This window comes from Arthrobacter sp. GQ119, assembly GCF_059759125.1.
Genome location: NZ_JCAXEA010000006.1, coordinates 1 through 20,338, shown reverse-complemented (window position 1 = coordinate 20,338; position 20,338 = coordinate 1). Strand labels below are relative to the sequence as shown.

Annotated in this window: 18 protein-coding genes; 7 read left to right on the top strand and 11 right to left on the bottom strand. The window is 63.0% G+C overall.

Annotation, left to right across the window (positions count from 1 at the left end):
• Positions 1-72: 72 nt before the first annotated feature.
• Positions 73-420, bottom strand: a complete 348-nt coding sequence (locus AC6CH3_RS07145) for a cupin domain-containing protein (protein WP_498131763.1) — start codon at positions 418-420, stop codon at positions 73-75.
• 613 nt (positions 421-1,033) lie between these two features.
• Between AC6CH3_RS07145 and AC6CH3_RS07140 the strand changes: the two genes are divergently transcribed.
• The gene (locus AC6CH3_RS07140) at positions 1,034-2,728 is read left to right on the top strand and encodes a SulP family inorganic anion transporter (RefSeq protein ID WP_498131762.1); all 1,695 of its coding nucleotides are present in this window, start codon (positions 1,034-1,036) and stop codon (positions 2,726-2,728) included.
• 63 nt (positions 2,729-2,791) lie between these two features.
• Complete coding sequence (locus tag AC6CH3_RS07135; RefSeq protein ID WP_498131761.1) at positions 2,792-3,178, top strand: hypothetical protein; 387 nt, start codon at positions 2,792-2,794, stop codon at positions 3,176-3,178.
• Positions 3,179-3,298: 120 nt separating this feature from the next.
• Here the strand turns inward: AC6CH3_RS07135 and AC6CH3_RS07130 are convergent, their stop codons facing one another.
• The 7 genes from AC6CH3_RS07130 to AC6CH3_RS07100 all read right to left on the bottom strand — a co-directional run bounded on the left by AC6CH3_RS07130 (position 3,299) and on the right by AC6CH3_RS07100 (position 13,524).
• Positions 3,299-4,984, bottom strand: coding sequence for an APC family permease (locus tag AC6CH3_RS07130; protein WP_498131760.1), 1,686 nt, complete (start codon positions 4,982-4,984; stop codon positions 3,299-3,301).
• A 563-nt stretch (positions 4,985-5,547) separates the two neighbouring features.
• Positions 5,548-7,188, bottom strand: coding sequence for a GMC family oxidoreductase (locus AC6CH3_RS07125; protein WP_498131759.1), 1,641 nt, complete (start codon positions 7,186-7,188; stop codon positions 5,548-5,550).
• Positions 7,189-8,685: an aldehyde dehydrogenase family protein gene (locus tag AC6CH3_RS07120; RefSeq protein WP_498131758.1), complete on the bottom strand. Its 1,497-nt coding sequence runs from the start codon at positions 8,683-8,685 to the stop codon at positions 7,189-7,191. It lies immediately after the preceding gene.
• Positions 8,686-9,069: 384 nt separating this feature from the next.
• Positions 9,070-9,660, bottom strand: a complete 591-nt coding sequence (locus AC6CH3_RS07115; protein WP_498131757.1) for a TetR/AcrR family transcriptional regulator — start codon at positions 9,658-9,660, stop codon at positions 9,070-9,072.
• Between the two features lie 192 nt (positions 9,661-9,852).
• Positions 9,853-11,214 carry an aspartate aminotransferase family protein gene (locus tag AC6CH3_RS07110; protein WP_498131756.1) on the bottom strand — a complete coding sequence of 454 codons (1,362 nt, stop codon included), beginning with the start codon at positions 11,212-11,214 and terminating at the stop codon, positions 9,853-9,855.
• 29 nt (positions 11,215-11,243) lie between these two features.
• A complete protein-coding gene (locus AC6CH3_RS07105; protein ID WP_498131755.1) occupies positions 11,244-12,302 on the bottom strand; it encodes a phosphotransferase in 1,059 nt (352 codons plus the stop codon).
• A gap of 295 nt (positions 12,303-12,597) precedes the next feature.
• The gene (locus AC6CH3_RS07100; RefSeq protein ID WP_498131754.1) at positions 12,598-13,524 is read right to left on the bottom strand and encodes an ABC transporter substrate-binding protein; all 927 of its coding nucleotides are present in this window, start codon (positions 13,522-13,524) and stop codon (positions 12,598-12,600) included.
• 360 nt (positions 13,525-13,884) lie between these two features.
• Between AC6CH3_RS07100 and AC6CH3_RS07095 the strand changes: the two genes are divergently transcribed.
• The 5 genes from AC6CH3_RS07095 to AC6CH3_RS07075 are packed head-to-tail and all read left to right on the top strand — an operon-like array spanning position 13,885 to position 18,488.
• On the top strand, positions 13,885-14,556 hold the full coding sequence (locus tag AC6CH3_RS07095) for a haloacid dehalogenase type II (RefSeq protein WP_498131753.1): 672 nt from the start codon (positions 13,885-13,887) through the stop codon (positions 14,554-14,556).
• Positions 14,557-14,583: 27 nt separating this feature from the next.
• Positions 14,584-15,861 carry an NAD(P)/FAD-dependent oxidoreductase gene (locus AC6CH3_RS07090; RefSeq protein WP_498131752.1) on the top strand — a complete coding sequence of 426 codons (1,278 nt, stop codon included), beginning with the start codon at positions 14,584-14,586 and terminating at the stop codon, positions 15,859-15,861.
• Positions 15,862-15,877: 16 nt separating this feature from the next.
• Positions 15,878-16,405, top strand: a complete 528-nt coding sequence (locus tag AC6CH3_RS07085) for an aldehyde dehydrogenase family protein (RefSeq protein ID WP_498131751.1) — start codon at positions 15,878-15,880, stop codon at positions 16,403-16,405.
• Positions 16,321-17,415 (top strand): aldehyde dehydrogenase family protein, encoded by a 1,095-nt coding sequence (locus AC6CH3_RS07080; RefSeq protein WP_498131750.1) that lies wholly within the window; start codon positions 16,321-16,323, stop codon positions 17,413-17,415. The genes AC6CH3_RS07085 and AC6CH3_RS07080 overlap by 85 nt, the downstream gene beginning before the upstream one ends.
• Positions 17,412-18,488 (top strand): tartrate dehydrogenase, encoded by a 1,077-nt coding sequence (locus tag AC6CH3_RS07075; RefSeq protein WP_498131749.1) that lies wholly within the window; start codon positions 17,412-17,414, stop codon positions 18,486-18,488. The genes AC6CH3_RS07080 and AC6CH3_RS07075 overlap by 4 nt, the downstream gene beginning before the upstream one ends.
• Positions 18,489-18,626: 138 nt before the next feature.
• Here AC6CH3_RS07075 and AC6CH3_RS07070 read toward each other — a convergent pair whose 3' ends face one another.
• The 3 genes from AC6CH3_RS07070 to AC6CH3_RS07060 all read right to left on the bottom strand — a co-directional run.
• Positions 18,627-19,301 carry a GntR family transcriptional regulator gene (locus tag AC6CH3_RS07070; RefSeq protein ID WP_498131748.1) on the bottom strand — a complete coding sequence of 225 codons (675 nt, stop codon included), beginning with the start codon at positions 19,299-19,301 and terminating at the stop codon, positions 18,627-18,629.
• 158 nt (positions 19,302-19,459) lie between these two features.
• A complete protein-coding gene (locus tag AC6CH3_RS07065; protein WP_498131747.1) occupies positions 19,460-20,182 on the bottom strand; it encodes a GntR family transcriptional regulator in 723 nt (240 codons plus the stop codon).
• Positions 20,183-20,196: 14 nt separating this feature from the next.
• The coding region (locus tag AC6CH3_RS07060) for an aldehyde dehydrogenase family protein (protein ID WP_498131926.1) at positions 20,197-20,338 on the bottom strand (142 nt) is incomplete at its 5' end.

Sequence of the window (20,338 nt, the reverse complement as noted above, 5' to 3'; positions counted from 1 at the left end):
GCCGGAGACGCGAGCGGGCCGCACCCTCTATGAAGGTACGGCCCGCTTGTCTAGCGTCAGGTCAAACGACGATCAGTCGAAGCCGTGGCAGTAGACCTTGCGGATGGTCTCGGTGACCTCCCAGCGGCCCGTCCAGCCCTTGGGCTGCACGACCACGTCGCCGGCAGAGACCTCGTAGACGTTGCCGGTGTCGCCGTCTGTTACGGTCACGCGGCCGCTCACGATGTAGCACACCTCGGTGTCCTCGCGGGGGGTGATGTTCCAGCCGCCGGGCTGGCACTCCCAAACACCGGTCTTGAAGTCGGTGTCGAACTTCAGGATGGCCGTCTTGGGGTCACCTGAGTCGTAGCCGGCACGGTAGCCGTTGGGCTCGAGCTCGCCCTGAATCTCGGCTGCAGGGACGTATACGTATGGACGCATGATTTTTCCTTCCACTGGGTTGTGAATTGTTGACGATCCTACTCTATCGATCAGTAGGCGTCTATGGCACGCCCGATCCAAAACCGCACCTGACATCGTTGCCGTCGGTTGCGTCCTTTAAGCTCCGGGCGGTCTTCAGCAGTGGCGCACGCATACCTCCGTCAGCACGCAGCCCGCGCCGAGCCTCGGCTGATCTGTACGCAACTCCGTTGCCCATGAGGACGTGCCGGCTGCGCTGAATTCCCAAGCTCGGTGCAGAGTGGCACGCCGTGTTGACCGCTGAGCAGGCCCAGGCCTACAAGCCGCGCTACCAGGCGTTCGAACGACATCTTCACGGTTAAGTCCCTGGACGAGCTGAACAAGCACCTCGGTCTCTAAACGCGGTTCAAATCCTAGAGCGTCAGTCAGATGACATAAGAGCATAAGCTGCAAGGGTCTGAGCACGGTATTGCACCGGGCTCAGGCCCTTGGGCTTTGTTGGGATTCTTTCGATGGTGTCCCAGCGCCGCCGGAACTCCGTGCCAGGCAAGCCCCAGCGTCATTACGCGCATGCACTCCATCAAGGTTAAGAAGTACGCTGCTGTCCTGAATACGGAGGAGGCCGGAGGGACGCATGGCTGCGAAGGATGGTTCCGAAGCCGCGCTTAAAACCAAGCCAACCAATGCATTCCGGCGGAAAAACGTAGTGCCGGATGTGACTGCCGGGCTATTGCTGTGCGCCTTTCTGATTCCTGCAGGCATGGCATACTCCACAGCCTCCGGGCTGCCGCCGGTGGCCGGGCTCTACGCCTCGATCGTCTCCCTCATCGTCTACGGCCTGATCGGTCCCTCACGGGTGCTGATCCTGGGCCCGGATTCAGCGCTGGCTCCCCTGATCGCAGCAGCTGTGATTCCCCTGTCAGGAGGCGACCCGCGCCGGGCCCTCGCGCTGGCCGGGCTGCTGGCAATCTTCGTCGGCGGCTTCCTGATCCTGGGCTACTTCCTAAAACTTGGCTTCCTGAGCAACCTGCTGTCCAGACCGATCCGCACGGGTTACCTGGCCGGGTTGGCCGCCGTCGTCGGGCTTAGTCAGTTGGCGGGTCTCCTCGGCAGGGATTCCGACGGCGTCAATGAGCCTTGGAGCCAATTCTCCTCCGCTATTGACCGCTTGGTGCGGGGCGATCTCAATGTCGTCGCCTCATTCATCGGTGGCGTAACCATCGTCATACTGCTCATTGCCGCCCGACTTCCGCCGAACTTCCGGCTCCTAGGCATCATCGTGTCAGTTGGGGGTTCCATGCTGGCATCCGCGACCCTAGGCCTGGACAAGATGCTGCCCGTTGTGGGCGCACTCCCAACTGGCCTCCCCATGCCCGCGCTTGGCGGGTTCGGCTGGGCAGACGTTACCGCAATGGCAGGTCCTGCTGCCGGAATCGCCCTGCTCGCTTTTGCCGATACCGCTGTTCTCTCCCGTAGCCTTGCCCAGCGCAACGGCGTGAGGGTGGATGGGGGCAAGGAAATGCTGGCTCTGGGCAGTGCCAACGCAGCTGCCGGTGTCCTGGGCGGGTTCCCCATCTCCGCCAGCACATCCCGCACGCCGGTGGCCTTGAACGCCGGCGCACGCACCAGGCTGGCTGGCCTGTCAGCGGGAATCTGGCTACTGGTGTTCATGTTGACGTTACCTGGAGTGACCGCCCACCTGCCCTCCAGTGTCTTGTCAGGAGTCGTCATTGTGGCAGCGGCTTCCATGGTAGATATCGGGGGCATGAAGGGCCTGATCAGAAGCAGCCGGATCGAAACCGCCCTCATGGCTGGTACGTTCGTGGGCGTGCTGGTGCTCGGAGTCCTGCCGGGCGTGGTCCTCGCGGTGGTGTTGTCGCTTGCTGTGTTCGTCCAGGCAGCGTTTTCTCCTTACCGGACCGAACTGGTTAAGGTCGAGGGAAGGCCGGGTTTCCACGATATAGGCCGCCATCCGGAGGGCCGGAGGATTCCGGGGCTGGCGTTGGTCCGGTTCGACGCGCCGCTGTTCTTCGCAAATGGTCAGGTCTTCGTCGAGCACGTGCGGGATATCGTGGACGCCTCTCCGCAGCCGGTCCACTCCGTCATTGTGGCGGCCGAGGGCATCACCGGCGTGGACACCACGGCCGTCGAGCACTTGGTTCAGCTGGACGAAGACTTGGAGAACAAAGGCATTAGCCTGGTCTTTGCTGAACTTAAGGGCCCGGTGAAGGATAGGCTGGCTAAATATGGATTGGCCGACCGCTTCGATCGGGCCCACCATTTCTCCACCGTCGAGAGCGCCGTAGAGCACTTCAGCGGGCAATCATGATGCTGCAGGACCTTCCCTCACCGGGCCGTCCCCGTTGATCCATAAGGACAGGACGATTTGCTAATGCCGTTGTATGAGTTTTCAGCCGTGGCCGTCTGCGTTGTGCTGGCCGGACTTGCGTTGTTTCAGGGTGCCCTCATTGGCGGGGCGCCGCTTGGCCGCATGGCCTGGGGCGGGCAGCACGTTGTCCTCCCCGTCAGGCTCAAGATCGGCAGTGCCCTCTCGATTCTCCTGTACGCACTGTTCGGCTACGCCGGGCTGGCGAAGGCAGGCTTGGTCCCGCCGCTGGTCAATGATGCTTTCACGGCGATCTTTGTCTGGGTGCTGGTGGCATACTTCGCCCTGGGCGTGCTCATGAATGCGATCTCCCGCAGCAAACCGGAACGTCTCACCATGACGCCGGTGGCGGCGGCCCTGCTCGGCCTCTACTTGTTCCTTGCTGTTGGCTGATGCAGTCCAGAGGCAGGTGCGGGAGAGACGCCCGGCGGGCACCCCTCCGCCGGTGATACTGGCGAAGAGATGCCCGTCCGGGGCTGCGGGTGCTGGTGCTCATTGTCTCCGGGAGCGGATCTATGACCTCTTTGACGCGGCACCATTCACTGTGAGCGCGTCAGGGATCTCACTTTCAATGTCCGCGGAGGACCACGCTGCTCCGGTTTGGACAGGATCCGACGCCAGTTCGGTGGCAGCCGAAGTTACGGTTTGGGCGGAGCCTGGCGACGGAGGTGCTGTGGCGGCCGCGGCGTGCTCGGCGAGGACGCCTGTCTGGTGCCGGATCTTCACGCGGTAGAGCAGCGCGCCGCCGATGGTGACGGCAGCGACGAACATGACGCCGCCCCACTGCAGGTACCACTCAAAGGGCGGCATCGAGTTGTAGATCTCCGGCCGCGGCCAGATCAGGTTCAGGGTCATGGCCCCGCCCCAGAGCACTGCGAGGATGTTCACGGGCAGGCCCCATTTGCCGAGGCTGAATCCTGCTTCTGCCCCGTCGTCCTGCAAAGGCCACTTCTTAAGGAACCGCCGCCGCAGCATCGGCACGGTGACCAGCAGGTAGGACAGGTAAATCAGGACGATGCTGATGCTGGAGAGGATGGTGAAAATCGCCGGCTGGGAGATGTTAACAATCAGCGGCATGATCGCGATGAGTCCAATGACGATGGCCGCGACAGTGGGGGTCTTCCGCTCGGGGTGCACCTTGCTGAGCTGACTGCTGAAGGGCAGGTTGTTGTCCCGTGCCATGGCGAACATCATGCGGATGGCGGCGGCGTGGACGGCGAGCGTGCAGACGATCACGGCCACGACAATGCAGACCAGGAAAGCCTTGCCGAACGGGCCGCCCAGCACGGAGAGCACAATGTACTGCAGACCGCCGTCGGCGGCTCCCAGCTTAGGGTCGTTCAGGTCAGGGGCGGCCAGGAGACCGCCGAGGAGGATCAGGCCGCCCAGCACGAAGGACGCGGTGATTGCGCGGAGGATGGCTTTGGGAGCGGTCTTTTTCGGGTCCTTGGTCTCCTCGCCGAGGGAACTGGCGGTGTCGAAGCCATACATCACGTAGCCGGACGCCATGGCGCCGATGAGGAACACCCCGAAGAAGCCAAGGTCATGGTCCTCGCCGAAGCCTGCGGTGTCGAAAAGGACCTCAGGTCCGCGCACCACATGCCAGGCAAGGGCCAGGATGAGGAGCACGGCAGCGGCGAGCTCCACGAAGACGCCGATGCTGTTGATCCTGGTCATCAACTTCACGCCGAAGGCGTTGATCAGGGTAGAGATGCTGATCATGATGCTGGCCAGCAGGACGCCGTTGACGGCGAAGTCGTAAGGGCCCGTTCCGTCTCCGATGATCTGGAAACCGGACCAGATCTGCGGCAGGGTGAGCTGCAGCGCAAGGGCCACGGCGCCAAGCGCCACGATCGAGGAGATCAGCAGCAGCCAGCCGGCCAGCCAGGCGAAGGTCCCTGACGAGAGCTGTTTGGCCCAGTTATAGACCGACCCGGCCACCGGGTAACGGCCGGCCAGTTCAGCGAAACACAGGGCCACCATGAGCTGGCCCGCGAAGACGAGGGGCCAGGACCAGGCATAGGCCGGCCCGGCCATGGAGAACCCAAAGTAAAACAGCTGAAAAACACCGGTAAGGATGGAGATGTAACTGACGCCGGCGGCGAAGCTGGCGAACTTGCCGATGCTCCGGTCCAGGGTCTGGGCATAGCCGAACTCGTCCATGCCGCTTGAATCAGTACTCTTGCTCGGTTCCAACATCTGAACTCCTAAGTCAGAAAAGCACGGTGGTGATGACCCGCGGCCGCCATTGGACGCGGGCGAAATCATCGGCCGGCCCCCGTGTGGCGGGTGCTCGGGCGTTTTCCCCCATATTGTTGATGCTTAGCCGGCTGCGCCTGCCCCCGTATCCTCAGCGGATGAGGCAGACCAGCAGGTGCGTGCGGGCTCGACGGGCTGCGGATGTGCCTGGCTCTGGTACTCGTCGAGGCCCGCGTCCGAGCTCAGTCGGCTCCTCGCCGGGGACAGACGCCGCATTTCCGCGAAGTCCCCCTAAGTGTGGCGCAGGTCATACGATGCAGACTAGTTGATGTTGAACATGTGTTCAAGACTTGTGGTGAACAGATGTTCAGGTTAGTCGCCCTCGTCCCGCCGGGATAAAGTGACAGAGGATCGACTCGGGCAGCCTCCGCGACGGTTGAGCAGGGCGCTGTGGATAAGGGTGAACCGGCGCTGGTCCGGAAAACGCGCGTGGAGGCAGCGTGGTGCACCCTCCACGGGCTCACCTGGCCAGCGCCGGATCCCGCCATGGGTTGCGCTGCCGGTCAGGCGAGGGAGGCGCTGAGCTCCGCCTCCGACGTCGTTATTTCGCCGGCCCCGCTGGCGCGAATGAGGTCGGCGCAACGCTCACCGATCATCATGACGGTGATGTTGGGGTTGACCGTGACGTGTTCAGGCATAACGGAGGCATCGGCGACGCGCAGGCCGGTGACGCCTTTGACCCGCAGCTCGGGATCGAGCGGCGACATGTCGTCGTACGCCGGTCCCATGCGGACGGTGCCGACGGGGTGGTAAACGGTGTTGTGCGTCTTGCGGATGTAGTCCTGCAGTTCCTCGTCGGTCTGCGCCTCGATTCCGGGGGAGAGCTCGCGGCCGGTCCAACCGGCCATGGCAGGCTGGGCGGCTATTTCGCGGGCCTTGCGGATACCGGCGACCATGACGCGCATGTCGTGGCCCTCCGGATCAGTGAAGTACCGCGGGTCGACCGCTGGTTTGTCGCGGAAGTCGCGGCTGCGCAGCCGGACGGTGCCGCGGGACCGGGCGTGCGTGACGTTCGGTGTGAGGCTGAAGCCGTTCTCCGTGGTGGGGTAGCCGTACCGCAGGGTGTTCATGTCGAACGGGACGGAGCCATAGTGCATCATCAGGTCCGGGCGGTCCAGGCCGTTCTCGGTCGGCGTGAAGATGCCGATCTCCCACCACTGGGTCGAAGTCTGCACCATCTGCTGCTTGGCCTCGAACTGCACGACGCCTTCGGGGTGGTCCTGCAGGTGCTCGCCGACGCCGGGGGAGTCGACCAGGACCTCGATGCCGTGTTCGGCGAGGTGCCCGGCGGGTCCGATGCCGGAGAGCATGAGCAGCTTGGGCGAGTCGATGGCACCGGTGGACAGGACTACCTCGCAGCGGGCGGAGAGCCGGTGGGTCCGGCCGAACGCCGAGTCCACGACGTCGACGCCGGTGCAGCGCTTGTCAGCGTCGAACACCAGCTGACGGGCGCGCAGCCCGGTCAGCAGCGTGAAGTTCGTGCGCTCGATTATCGGGTGGATGTAAGAGACTGAGCTGGAGGAGCGGGTGCCGTCCGCGCGGCGGTTGATCTGGAAAAAGTTGGCGCCGTTGATCACGGTGGTGCCGGAGTTGAACTTCGCGCGCGGAATGCCCGCCTGTTCGCAGGCGTCCAGGAGCGCGACGCCGGCGGGGTCCGCCGGGGGCACGTTCATCAGGTGCACGGGGCCTGAGGCGCCGTGGTGCGGTGCGTCCGGGCCGGCGTCCTCGTTGGTCTCGAGCCGCTGGTAGAGCGGCCAGGCCGCCTCAGCGTTCCAGCCGGTGGCGCCGTATTTGGACTCCCATTCGTCCAGGTCTTCGCGCGGGGCCCAGAAGGCTATGCAGGAGTTGTGGCTGGAGCAGCCACCCATGACCTTCGCGCGGGAGTGGCGCATGAAGGAGTTGCCGTTCTCCTGCGGTTCGATCGGGTAGTCCCAGTCGTAGCCGGATTCCAGCAGCTCCATCCAGCGGTTGAGCTGCAGTACCTCGGGCACGCCGCGGTCGTCCGGGCCGGCCTCCACCAGCGCCACGGACACGTCCTGGTCCTCGCTCAGGCGGGCGGCGACCGCAGCGCCGGCGGATCCGCCGCCGATGACGATGTAGTCGAACTCGCGGTCGTCGAGGTTCTCCACGTTGTCGATGTGCATCTAGTTCTCCTTGCCGTGGTCAGCGAACCAGCCGGTTACCTGCGGGCTGGTGTTCTGGTAGATGTGCTTGGGTTCCTGGTATTCGGCCAGGCCGGTCGGGCCAAGCTCGCGGCCGACGCCGGACTGGCCGAAGCCGCCCCACTCGGCCTGCGGGAGGTAGGGATGGAAGTCGTTGATCCAGACGGTCCCGTGCCGCAGCCGGCCGGCCACGCGCTGCGCCCTGCCGGCGTCCTGGGTCCAGACAGCGCCGGCCAGCCCGTAGATAGTGTCGTTGGCGGTCGCCACGGCCTCGTCCTCGGTGCGGAAGGTCTCGACGGTCACTACCGGGCCGAAGGCTTCGTCCACGACGACGGACATTCCCTTGTGTACGCGGTCCAGGACGGTTGGCTGGTAGTAGAAACCGGCGTCGTACTTCTCCCCGACAGGTGCCGCACCGCCGCACCGCAGCCGGGCACCCTCCTCCACGCCGCGCTGGACGTAGGCGTGGACCTTGTCCCGGTGGGCCGCGGAAATCAGCGGCCCGGTTTCGGTAGCCTCGTCGAACGGGCCGCCTAGACGGATGCCCTGCGCGCGGCGGACCAGCTCGTCGACGAAGCGCTCGGCGATCGATTCCTCGACCACCAGCCGCGCTCCGGCGGAGCAGACCTGCCCCGAGTGCACAAAGGCCCCGTTCAGTGCATTGTCGACGGCGGCGTCGAAGTCCGCGTCGGCGAACACCACGTTGGGGTTCTTGCCGCCGAGTTCCAGCGCCACCTTCTTCACGGTGCCGGCGGCTGCCGCGGCAATGCGCTTTCCGGTCTCCAGTCCGCCGGTAAAAGAGACAAGGTCGACGGCGGGATGTTCCGAGAGCGGTGCACCCGCCTCCGCGCCGGCGCCGGTGACGAGGTTGGCGACGCCGTCCGGCAGGCCCAGGTCCTGCAGCAGCTGCATGGCCAGGATGGCGGTGGACGGGGTCAGCTCGGAGGGCTTGAGCACGAACGTGCAGCCGGCGGCCAGGGCGGGCGCGATCTTCCACGCGGCCTGGAGCAGCGGGTAGTTCCACGGCGTGATCAGGCCGCAGACACCCACCGGTTCGTAGACGATCCTGCTCAGGACGGCGGGGTCCCCGGCGTCGACCACGCGGCCCGCCTGCTGCCCCGCGAGCCTTCCGAAATATTCGAAGCAGGCGGCGATGTCGTCGATGTCGATCCGGCTTTCGGCGATCCGCTTGCCGGTGTCCAGCGATTCGGCGCGGGCGAACTTCTCGCGGCGCTCGCGCAGTTCCGCGGCGACCTTGAGCAGGAAGGCCCCGCGCTCAGGTGCCGGGACCGAGGCCCAGATGCCGGAGTTGAAGGCCGCACGGGCCGCAGCGATGGCGCGCTCGGCATCTTCCCGGCCGGCCTCGGACACCGTGGCGACCAGTTCGCCGTCGGCGGGGTTGCGGATCTTGCGCACCGCGCCGGACGCCGCCGGCTCCCACGAGCCGTTGATGAACAGGGTGGATGCGGTTTCGGTCATAGTGTCTCCTTAGTAGTACGGCGACCAGTAATACGACGGCGACAGGCTCATCGACGGTCTTGTATCCGGGTTCCAATCCGCCTCGGGCGGAAAGCAGCCATGCGGTTGCAGCCATGGCTGCTTCCAGCCGCTGTGCCGGTCGGTCAGGTCCCTCTGGACCGGGTAGGTCTAATACTTGACGCTGTGTTGCCACCGTTGTGCGGGGCCAGCCCGCCCACCAGAAGCCTTCGGAGCTGGACTGTGTGGCTTGGGTCATACAAAGCAGAATAGTTCAGGTTGAACAAGTGTTCAAGACTTGTGCTGAACAAATGTTCAAGGCTAATCGCGAGTGGTACCCGCCCGGCGAAGTGGGCTTGGGACTTCCGAGACGCGTAGGCCGTGCGTTTATCGCGAAGCGGCGAAGGCGATCTGCTCCGTGCGGGTGATGCTTCGCTGGATGGAGGCGTTGTCCACGCCAAGGAGTGCTGTCAGCCACATGCCGTTTTGCACGACGACAATGTCGGCTGCCCGCTCCCTGCATTCATCGCGGGAAAGTTCGGGCTTGGCATTCCCAATCAGCGTAGCGAGCCCATCGAGATACCGCTCGAAGGCAGCCGCATTGATCAGAGCAAAGTCTTCATGGGCTTGCGCGAGAGCCCACAGGTGGAGACGCAGAGACAGGTACCGTGTGGTCAGGAGTTCCGCGGCCGCAACGCGCCGGAGGGCCTTTCGGAGCTGTTCGTCCGGGGGCGACCCCGGGTCGGGCGCGACCAGCATAAGATCGTGCTCGTCCATTCGGTGCAAGGCAGCACGGATCAAGCTCGACTTGTCTTCGTAGTAGTAATTCACGAGTCCCAGTGCGACGCCGGCTTCCCGCGCCACTGCACGCATATTGACACCTGAGATGCCGTGGCGCGACAGCAGGTCCAGTACAGCTTCGAGAATGCGCGACTGCCTGCCAACCTGTTCGCCGGGGTTCACGGTGCTTGTATCCACCCGGCCAGACTATTGCGAAACCAGAGAGAGTGCATCTCGCTAAGCTCGCGCGGGCAGGTCGCGGGCCTCGTATCCCAACGCTGGACGGGGGCGGATTCGGGCCCTTAACGCCTTGGGGAGTGCCTTCACGGTGGAAGACACTCCCCAAGCAGTTGGTGTCAGCATCTACGCTGACCGGGTTGGTGCTGGGCCTTACCGCAGTTCCTTGAAGGCACGACCCAGTGCTTCGATTAGGCGGTCGGCGTCATTCATGGAGAACGGCATCGGGGGGCGGAGCTTCAGGACATTGCCCTGGGCGCCGCAGGCCGAGATGAGAATCCGTTCTTCCCGGAGCCTATTTACGATGCCAGCGGCCGTATCGCCATCAGGGGTCAGCGTGGAGCGATCAGTCACCATATCGACTCCTACGAACAAGCCGCTTCCGCGGACTTCTGCGACCTGGTCCAAGCCCTGAGTGAGGTCCTTCAGTTCAGTGAGGATCTTTGCGCCAACTTTGAACGAATTTTCCATCAGCGATTCCTCGCGGATCACGTCCAGGACGGCCTGGGCCGCCGCGATGGCTACGGAATTCCCGCCGAAGGTGTTGAAGTAGCGGATGTTCTTGCCAAACTCCTGAAGCAGTTCGGGCTTGAAGACTGCCGCCGCGACGGGGATGCCGTTGCCCATGGGCTTGCCCATGGTGACGATGTCCGGGACGATTCCGTGACGCTGGAAGCCCCACCATTCCTCGCCCGTACGACCGAATCCGGGCTGGACTTCATCCGCGATGTACAGGCCGCCCACAGCATGGACTTCCTCAATGATCGGGCGCAGGAAGCCTGTCGGGCCGGCGAAGACACCGTCGGAGGAGAAGATGCTGTCGGCGATGAAGGCCGCCACTCCGATGCCGTGCCGGTGCAGGTCGGCGATGGCGGCACGGACCTGGTTCCGCAGGTGATCCTCCAGGGACCCCTGATCCGATGAGTACCGCAGGGCGTCCGGGGCGTCGATGACCCGGACGTTCGCACCCAGGGGCACACCGACGCCCAGGGACGGCGAGAAGGAGGACACTTCGGCTGTCAGGCCGTGGTACGCGCCGGAGGTGACGATGATGCCCTGGTTTCCGGTGGCGTATTTTGCCACGCGCATGGCGAGGTCGTTGGCTTCGGACCCGGTGCAGGTGAACATGACATGGCCAAGCTCGGCGGGGAACGTGGAAAGGAGCTGCTCGGAGTAGTCGAGGATGGATTCCTGAACATACCGGGTGTTGGTGTTCAGCGTCTGCATCTGCTCGTGGACGGCCGCGATGACCCGCGGGTGGGCATGACCGACAGAGGGGACGTTGTTGTAAACGTCGAGGTAGTCATTTCCCTCGCGGTCAAACAACGTGACGCCCTTGCCGCGAACGATTTCCAGGGGGTTGTCGTAGAAGAGCCGGTATCCGGGTCCGAGGCTCTGGTCCCGGCGCCGGATGCTCTTCTGCATCTGGTCCGGGAGCTCGCTAAGGCGGTTGGGATCAAAGCCGTTGACCATGGGTTTGGACGGCTTGCGGATGATCTGGGAAGAGTTGTCCATGGTTTCTCCTTGAGGCTAGTGCGTCTGGTTCAGGGTGTGGAAGGCAGTTTTGGTGCGGAGGCGGCGGCGGTGGCGGCGAGCCGGTCCCAGTCCGGCTTGGAGTGGGAGAGCAGATAATCGCGCCTTTGGGGCAATTGGCTTGCCCGCCACCCCGTGATCAGGGCCCGCAGGAGCAGGCGGGCCTGGGCTGAGATGATCAGGGCCTCCAACTCCTGAACGGGCAGCGGACTGGTACTCAAATAGCCATCCATGACGTGCAGTGCGTGCTCCCAGGGGCTGGACGGATCTGCTCCCAGGAGGTTGGCCATGGTGACGCTGAGGTCGAAGATCACCGGTGTCCGCACCGCGTCGCCGAAGTCGATAATCCCGGTCACGTAGTCCGCGCTGTCCGGGTCGACGAGGATATTGAACGGACTGAAATCGCCGTGGACTACCTGAGAGGTCAGGGTGTCCAGCAGCGGAACCACTGTCTCGTCGAACCGGTCGAAAATGTCTTCGGCCAGGGAGCGTTTGTGCTGCTCATCGACATAGTCAAGCAGCGGCCGCATCCGGTGGAAGTGTTTCAGGTCCCACAGGAGCAAACGGTCGGCGCGGGCATGATCGAAGTCCTGCAAAGCAACACCCAGACGGGCAAGGCTTGAGCCCACCAACTGAAGCTGGCCAGCCGACGCCCCGTGGTGGGCCAGCAACTCGCCTGGCATGAAGCGCATCACCCGAAGCACCCGGTCAAAGGGTCCTTCCGGTGACGGAATATGGACTTCGGTACTCCCCGTAAGGCTCTTTACTACACGCTGCACCGGAAGTTCGGGCGCAGTCCGCTCCAGATGCTCCATGCAAGCCGTCTGCAGGTGGACTATCACCGGATCCTCATCGGCTGTGGACAGCTTGACAAGATACATGTCATTTCCGTCCTGCAGACGAAAAGTCTCGTCCTTCTCAGTGGGAATGCGTTTCAGGTTGCCGTTCAGGCCGTAGGACTGTTCAAGGAGCTCCAGGACAGCTGAGTCGGCGAGCTGAGACTGTTCCACAAGGAGTCCGCTCTCTGATGCGACGGCGTCGATAAATTCGGAGTCGGTGCTGACATTCATGTCCTGGGCTCCTGCCGCTAGTGGGTAATTCGATGAGTAGGGAATTAATAAGTTGGGGGTTGAAGCCAGCTGCTGTGATTCACAACCCGTCATGCTGGCCCGAATCGGATGTTCTGCTGTTCTTCTGTTCAACAGTTCTACAGGCCAAAGTATGACACGTTCCCGACGGATCTAGCAAGGATTCCATGGCTTGTATGGGGCAGCGGGTTGCGTGGATGCATGCTTGACCCTCGCCATGCCGTCGATGCAGACAAGACGATGGATTGCCGGAGCCGCTGGGTTGGGTTAGGGGGAGTTAGCGGATTTCGGCTTCAGTGATGGCTGATTCGGCCAGGCCCCAGTACTCCAGGGACTCCTTGTATTCCGGGCTCTCCAGAACGGACTGGATGGCCTGCTGCAGGGCCGGTGTCAACGGTGAGCCCTTCTTCAGTGCCATGGCGACGTTGGTGTTCGTGCGGGTATCCATCCTCGGCTCCAGGATGGTGAAGTGGTCCGGCTGCTGCTCGTCGGCCCAGGCCAGGGCACTGGCGTCGTAGAAGACGCCGTCGATCCGCTTGGAGTCCAGCTGCGTCAGGGCCTCCTGGATGTTGGGCAGTGTCACGCCGTTGATGGCCGGCTGGCCCTTTTCCTCGCAGCTCCACTTCGAGACGTTCGGCAGGTGCCTCAGCTGTTGGGTGGAGCCCTTGGTTACACCGATGTTCTTGCCACAGAGCGTGTCGTTGGTCAGATTGTTCGGGTTGCCGTGGGGTACCGCGACGGCCGAGCCGCCCTTGAGGTAGTTGATCATGTCCAGGACCTTCAGCCGCTCTTCCGTGGCGGACATGGTGGTGGCGGTGAAGTCGTAGCGGCCGCCGTCAATGCCGGGAATGATGGTGTCGAAGGCGGTGTTTGCGAACTTCAGCTTCAGCCCCAGCTTCTTGGCGACCAGGCGGGCGAGGTCCGGGTTCACGCCGATGGGGGTGGTGTTGTCCTCGGCGAGGAAGGTCATTGGCGGGGAGCTTAGATCCATCGCCACGGTCAGCTCCCCCTTGGCCTTGTAGGACTCGGGCAGCAACGCCACGGCGGCTGCATCCGGCTGGACACCTTCGGAGATGTCACGGGTGTTTTGAGTCTTGGGAATGTCCGTTCCCTGGGTGTCCGTTGCCGTACCGCCACAGGCGGTGAGGGCAAGCAGGACAGCAAGCCCGGCGGCCCCAGTCTGGAATTTGTTTCTGGTCTTCATGGTGGTTCCCTTCGCATGCCCCTCAGACGAAGTTAATCCTTGGGTCAGGTCGATATTGAGGACAATCGGGGCATATTTCTGCTGAACAAGATGCAGATCTGGTCACTGCTCTACTTTCAATGGACTGTGATCTGGATCTCAGTTCACGTTTAATACAAGTACGCAATTGCTCAACTGTCAACAATAAAGACCTGTCTACTAGTCAACTGTTCAACTGTTGACAACAACTGCGGCGGGACTCTAGAGTCGACGTACTGGGCGGCCGGATCTTCACCACCAAGGGAAGCCGTGGAGCCCAGACACCTCATAAAAGCCGAAGGCCGCATGTGGCCTCTCCAAACTTCAATGAACGGACGAATCATGGCAGACTCCAACCGGCCGAAGTACATCTCCTTCGATATCTACGGCACGCTGATCAACTGGGATACTGATTCCACTACCTGCCGGCTGCTCGCGGGGCGTCTGCCTGAAGAGCAGTGGCCTGCGTTCAAGAAGGTGTTCCGCGGGTACCGGTTCGACGAGGTCCTTGGCGACTACAAGCCCTACGAGGAGATCCTTCAGAATTCCTTTGACCGGGTATGCAAGTTCTTTGGCATCGGGCCGACCCCTGGTGCGGGCGCAGAGTTCGCTGACGCTGTACGCAGCTTTGGTGCCCATGATGACGTGCCGGCTCCGCTGAAGCTCATGGGCGACAACTACAAGCTGGTGGCTCTGTCCAACGCCGACGACAGCTTTCTGGAGATCAGCATTCCCAAGCTCGGCGCTGACTTCCACGCCGTGTTGACTGCTGAGCAGGCCCAGGCCTACAAGCCGCGTTACCAGGCGTTCGAGTACATGCTCGATACCCTGAACGCCAAGCCGGAGGACTTCCTGCACATCGCCTCTCACACACGGTACGACATGCACCCCATGCACGACATGGGCTTCCGTAACCTCTGGGTGCTGGACCGTGGCTATGACCCCATCACCGGGGGCTACGACTACAACACCGTTAAGTCCCTGGACGAGGTCAACAAGCACCTCGGTCTCTAAACCGACGTCGAGGCGAAAGGTCAACCCGTGAAACTCAACCCCTATTGGCTGGACACTGCCGAACCATCCGGGGACTACCGGCGCACTCCGGTTCCCGAGAACGTCGATGTGGCAATCATCGGCGCCGGCTTCACCGGACTCTCCGCGGCCCTGGAATTTGCCCAGCAGGGCGCCAGCGTTGCCGTTTTCGAACGCCACACTGTTGGGTGGGGCGCGTCGGGCCGTAATGGGGGAATGGCGACGACCGGGTTGGCCATCGGTTTCAGCACGGCGGTGAAGCGCTACGGCGCCGCGCGTGCCGTGGAGATGTTCCGTGAATACAACGACGCCATCGACAGCATCGAGAAGCTGGTGCATGACAATGGCATCGAGTGTGACTACAAGCGGGACGGAAAGCTCTCGCTGGCCTTCCACAAGTCCCACTATGAGGGGTTCCTGAGGTCGCAGGAGAAGATGGCCGCCCTGGCCGACCATCATGTCACCGTTATCCCCAAGTCCGAGATCCACAGTGAAATCGGCACGGACTTCTACCAGGGGGCCATGCTGGACCCACTGGGAGCAGGGCTGCACGTGGGGAAGTTTGTGCATGGGTTGGGCGGGGCGGCTGTTGCCGCCGGGGCGGATATCTGCGAGGAAGCCGGTGTCACGGAGCTGAAGAAGGTTTCGGGCACGGTGCACGACGTGCACACCACCCGGGGCATCACCAGGGCCAAGCAGGTCCTGGTGGCTACCAGCGGTTACACCGGCAACGTCACACCGTGGCTGCAGCGCCGGGTTATCCCGGTGGGCAGCTTCATCATCTGTACGGAGCCGTTGCCCGAAGACGTGCTCAATCGGATCCTGCCGAACCGGCGGATGGCCTCGGACAGCAAGATGCTCTGTTACTACTTCCGGATTACGCCGGACAACCGTCTGCTGTTCGGCGGCCGGGCCCGTTTCGCGCTGTCCAGCCCGGACTCGGACGTCAAGAGCGCGGAGATCCTGCGCAAGGCCATGCTTGAGCTCTTCCCGTACCTGTCGAACGCCAAGGTGGATTACATCTGGGGCGGACTGGTGGACCTCTCCATGGACCAGATGGTCCACGCCGGTGTCCACGACGGGCTCTACTACTCCTTGGCCTACAGCGGACACGGGGTGCAGATGGCAGCCCACATGGGCAAGCGCATGGCCCACTACATGGCCGGCGACAAGTCCGCGAACGTGTGGGAAGGCCTGAAGAATCCGCCCGTGCCGGGCCACTTCGGCCCGCCTTGGTTCCTGCCCTTCATTGGTGGAGCCGCAAAAATCATCGACCGAGTCAAATAGGCAGGAAAGGACTCCCATGACTTCATCCACAATGGTTATTGAAGCCGGCCCGGATACAGGCTACGGCCGTGCCGAGGTTGCAGGCCTTCCCGGGGGTGCCTTCCTCGAAGGCCAATGGCAGACCACGGACATGGTTCTGGAAATTCGGGATCCTGAAGACGGCATCCTGCTCGGCCGGGTCTGCTCCTCTTCGCCCCAGGACGTCCGGCGTGCAATCACGCACATCCACCGCCACCTGCAGCACGAGGACTGGCCGTTGCGCTCACGCAGGGAGGCTCTCGAAAAGGCCACCCGCCTGCTGAGCGAGCAGTCCGTGCGCTTTGCGAGGATCATTGCGTCCGAAAGCAGCAAGACCATCACCGAAGCCGAACGTGAGGTGCGGCGCTGCGCCGAAACCCTGCGGCTCTCCGCCGCGGCCTCCGACGAGCTGGCGGGGGAGACCTGGGTTTCGAGGACAGCATGGCCGGTGCGGGCAAGATCGGCTGGTACAGCCGGAAGCCGGTTGGCATCGTCGCGGCGATCACTCCGTTCAACGACCCCCTAAACCTGGTGGCGCACAAACTGGGCCCTGCCCTCATCGGCGGGAACGGCGTCGTGCTCAAGCCCTCCACGCGCACGCCGCTGACCGGGCTGGCCTTTGTCCAGCTGCTGCTGGAAGCGGGCGTCCCGTCGGGGCGGATCGCCGCGATCGTCTCCGGGCCGGGCGTGTCCGAGGCCGTTGTCACCGATCCCCGGGTGGACCTGATTTCCTTTACCGGCGGTCCTGCGACGGCGGAACGCATCGCCGCGGCGGCGGGGGCGAAGAAGATCCTGTCCGAGCTCGGCGGGAACAACGCCACGATCGTGTGCGCTGACGCGGATCCGATTAAAGCAGCGGATGCCATCGTGGCCGGAGCCTTTGGTGTGGCTGGGCAGAACTGCCTCTCGGTTCAACGCGTCTACGTGCACACTTCGCTGTTCGAGGAGGTCCTGGAGCAGGTCGCCGCCGGTACCAGGGCGCTCAGGACGGGGCCGAAGCTTGACCGGGGCACCGATGTCGGGCCGTTGATTTCCGAGGCGGAGGCCCGGCGGGTGGAGGAATGGGTGGAAGAAGCCAAAGCGGCCGGCGCCACTGTCCATGTCGGCGGGGCCCGCCGGAACGCGTACTACGAGCCGACCGTCCTGACCGATGTGCCCACTGAGTGCCGGGTAATCCGGGATGAGGTATTCGGGCCGGTGGTCAGCATCCTGCCGTTCATCGAGGTCCGGGACGCGGTGTATGCGGCGAACACCACCGAGTTCGGTCTCCAGGCCGGGGTCTTCACCCAGTCCATTGATCTGGCCCTGGCCGTAGCGGAGAAACTGCACGTCGGCGCTGTGGTGATCAATGAGACCAGCGACGTCCGGATCGACTCGATGCCGTTTGGCGGCTTCAAGAAATCGGGGGTGGGACGCGAAGGCATCCGGCACTCGGTCCGCGAGATGACCGAACCCAAGAACACCATCATCAACCTTGGCGGCTCAACGGCCCGCTGGCAGATCGTCGGCGGCCTGACGGAACGGACATCCTCATGAGCAGCACCCACAGCATTGCCGTGATCGCCGGCGACGGCATCGGCAAAGAAGTCGTCCCCGCGGCCATCACCTGCCTCGAGCGGATAGCATCGATTCACTCTCTCAACTTGGCGTTCACCTATTTCGACTGGGGATCAGACTACTACGGCCGGCACGGGCGGATGATGCCGGCTGACGGGCTGGAACAGCTCGCCAAGCACGACGCGATCTTCCTGGGCGCCGTAGGCTCCCCGGAGGTTCCGGACACGGAATCGCTGTGGGGCCTGCTGATCCCGATCCGCCGGGAATTCCAGCAGTACATCAACCTCCGACCCGTGAAGACGCTCGACGGCGTGACCTCGCCGCTGGCGTCGGACAAGCCGATCGACATCCTGATCGTTCGGGAGAACAACGAAGGTGAATACTCCGAGGTCGGCGGGCGGATGTACCGCGGCCTGCCGCACGAGAGCGCGGTCCAGGAAACCATGTTCACCCGACTTGGAGTCTCACGCGCGGCCCGCTTCGCTGCCACGCTTGCTGCTTCCCGCCAGGGTAGGCTGACGTCCGCGACAAAGAGCAACGGCATCATCCACACCATGCCGTTCTGGGACGAAGTGGTGGAGGAAACCGCCCGGCAGTATCCCGGCGTGACCGTGACCCACGAGTTGGTGGACGCCCTGGCTGCGCATCTGGTCCTGAAGCCTTGGACGCTGGATGTCATCGTCGCGTCCAACCTCCTCGGAGACATCCTCTCCGACCTCGGCAGCGCCGTCACTGGCTCCATCGGCGTTGCGCCAAGCGCCAACCTGAACCCGGAGGGGGAGTTCCCATCCCTCTTCGAACCGGTGCACGGTTCGGCGCCGGACATCGCCGGGATGGGACTGGCCAACCCGGTAGGACAGATCTGGTCCGGAGCCATGATGCTGGAGCACCTCGGTCATCCCGAAGCCGCCGAGCACCTGCAGTCCGCGTTCGAATCGGCCCTGCGCGACGGTCACGGCACCCGCGACGTCGGTGGAACGTCGTCGACGTCGGAATTCACGGCAGCCGTCCTGACGGCCATCGACGCCCTCTCCCCGGTAGCGCCGGCATAACAACCGGCAGGACAGGCGCCAAGCGGGCCGTCATCGCCGTGCTCCGCCGGGAGGCGCTCCCGCCGCGCATTGCAGAACGGGGCTAGGACCAAAAAGCTTCGGTGTGTCATCGTCGGGGGAGGGGTTCCTGCAGCTCGCTTAGCTTGCTGTATGCCTCTCGGCGATAATGCCTCGGATCGATTCCCGATACTGGATGATCGTGTCTGAGATGACCTTCTCCGCCAGGACTGGGTCACGCGAGTCAAGCGCGTCAACAATGTTTTGGTGCTCGGCTTCGAGAGTATCCGGGTCCTCGTACTCGTGATGTTCAATGGAAAGCACGAACATGAAGTACCTCAGTTCGGTCACCAATTGCTGATAGAAGATCCTCAACTTCTGGCTTCCGAGGAGCCCGACGATCGCGCTGTGAACCGCAAGGTCCTTCTCGACAATCCTGAATGGATCTCCACTCTTCAAAACTGCCCGGAACTCCTCCATGGCGGCGTGAACCTCGTCCATGGAGGTGCTTTCGGAGATGCTCCGTGCGGCTGTGGTCTCCAGGTGATACCGCGCGTTGTAGACGTCCATGATCTCCGCGTCGGTGGGGTCCCAAACGATCGCGCCCTGATTTGCGCGGTGACGAATGAGGCCGCCGGCTTGAACTATGCGGACGGCTTCACGAACAGTGTTCCTGGAAAGTCCCAGGTTGTCGGCGAGGAGACTCTCCCTGAGGCGTTCACCTGGCTTGAGTCCTCCGCTCAGGATCATGGCTGTGAGACCATCCGCGACCTGCTGCACCGTGGACGAATGCACTATCTTAATCTGCTCAGCCATGCCTTCATGGTACAGCGTCGTCAACTGTAGGGCAGTAGACCACACCGTCGTTGCGGACGGCGTCTGCCGTTATGTTGCCCACCCGAGGGACTCACGGCTGCGCAGGACCGGTCAAGCCAGAGAAGGCCAGGTCCTGTGGACTTGGCCTTCTCTGGTTTTCAGTTTGCCAGGGTTCTGGTTGTGGGCTTGATTTCCTGGTTTGGGGTTGTGGTGGTGAGGTCGTCGACGGCCTTTTGCATGTGGTGTTTGAGGGCTCTCCGGAGTTCTTCCCTGTTGCCCGTTTCGAGGAAGCTGAGGATGTGCTCGTGCTCTTGGATCAGCGTCTGTGCTTGTGGGTAGGAGATTTCCAGCTTGCGAATGCACATTGTTGATTCGGCGGCCAAGGTTTCGTAGATTCTGGTCATTCTGCTGTTGCCGGCGGCTGCGACGATTGTGGTGTGGAATTGCATGTCCAGTTGGGCAATTGATTGCCAGTTGGTTGCGTCCACTTGTCTTTTCATGTTCCTGAGGATTGTTTTCAGGGCCTGGCAGGTGTTCTTGATGTGTTTGGGTGTGCTGTTGAGTAGGGAATCTGCGGCGTTTGTTTCCACAGCCTCACGCACGGCGTAGATTTCCTTGCTGTCCCGGGCTGAGATTTCGAGCACGAACACGCCACGGTTGCGTCGGCTGGTGAGGATGCCTTCCTGGCACAGGCGTTGCACGGCTTCCCGGACGGGGCTCCTGGAGGTGTTCAGTTGGACGGCGAGGATGGATTCGTTGATCTGCTCTCCGGGGTGGAAGATTCCCTGGATGATTTGTTCGCGCAGCTGATCGGCGATCAGCTGCGCGGTGGGCCTTCCCTCCATGGCGAACAGGCCTTTGGCTGCTATTGATCCGCTCATCTGAACCGGAGTTCTCAGATTGCTATTGCGGTGTATTTGATCTCGAGGAATTCCTCGATGCCGACCTTGCCGCCTTCGCGTCCCAGCCCCGACTGCTTGACCCCGCCAAAGGGTGCTGCCGGGTTGGAAACGATGCCGGTGTTGACGCCGACCATC

Coding starts and splice junctions, on each gene's coding strand:
- AC6CH3_RS07110 (WP_498131756.1), bottom strand. CDS start 11,214: ATGGACAACTCTTCCCAGATCATCCGCAAGCCGTCCAAACCCATGGTC.
- AC6CH3_RS07075 (WP_498131749.1), top strand. CDS start 17,412: ATGAGCAGCACCCACAGCATTGCCGTGATCGCCGGCGACGGCATCGGC.
- AC6CH3_RS07135 (WP_498131761.1), top strand. CDS start 2,792: ATGCCGTTGTATGAGTTTTCAGCCGTGGCCGTCTGCGTTGTGCTGGCC.
- AC6CH3_RS07065 (WP_498131747.1), bottom strand. CDS start 20,182: ATGAGCGGATCAATAGCAGCCAAAGGCCTGTTCGCCATGGAGGGAAGG.
- AC6CH3_RS07125 (WP_498131759.1), bottom strand. CDS start 7,188: ATGCACATCGACAACGTGGAGAACCTCGACGACCGCGAGTTCGACTAC.
- AC6CH3_RS07100 (WP_498131754.1), bottom strand. CDS start 13,524: ATGAAGACCAGAAACAAATTCCAGACTGGGGCCGCCGGGCTTGCTGTC.
- AC6CH3_RS07085 (WP_498131751.1), top strand. CDS start 15,878: ATGACTTCATCCACAATGGTTATTGAAGCCGGCCCGGATACAGGCTAC.
- AC6CH3_RS07095 (WP_498131753.1), top strand. CDS start 13,885: ATGGCAGACTCCAACCGGCCGAAGTACATCTCCTTCGATATCTACGGC.
- AC6CH3_RS07070 (WP_498131748.1), bottom strand. CDS start 19,301: ATGGCTGAGCAGATTAAGATAGTGCATTCGTCCACGGTGCAGCAGGTC.
- AC6CH3_RS07140 (WP_498131762.1), top strand. CDS start 1,034: ATGGCTGCGAAGGATGGTTCCGAAGCCGCGCTTAAAACCAAGCCAACC.
- AC6CH3_RS07130 (WP_498131760.1), bottom strand. CDS start 4,984: ATGTTGGAACCGAGCAAGAGTACTGATTCAAGCGGCATGGACGAGTTC.
- AC6CH3_RS07080 (WP_498131750.1), top strand. CDS start 16,321: ATGGCCGGTGCGGGCAAGATCGGCTGGTACAGCCGGAAGCCGGTTGGC.
- AC6CH3_RS07105 (WP_498131755.1), bottom strand. CDS start 12,302: ATGAATGTCAGCACCGACTCCGAATTTATCGACGCCGTCGCATCAGAG.
- AC6CH3_RS07145 (WP_498131763.1), bottom strand. CDS start 420: ATGCGTCCATACGTATACGTCCCTGCAGCCGAGATTCAGGGCGAGCTC.
- AC6CH3_RS07120 (WP_498131758.1), bottom strand. CDS start 8,685: ATGACCGAAACCGCATCCACCCTGTTCATCAACGGCTCGTGGGAGCCG.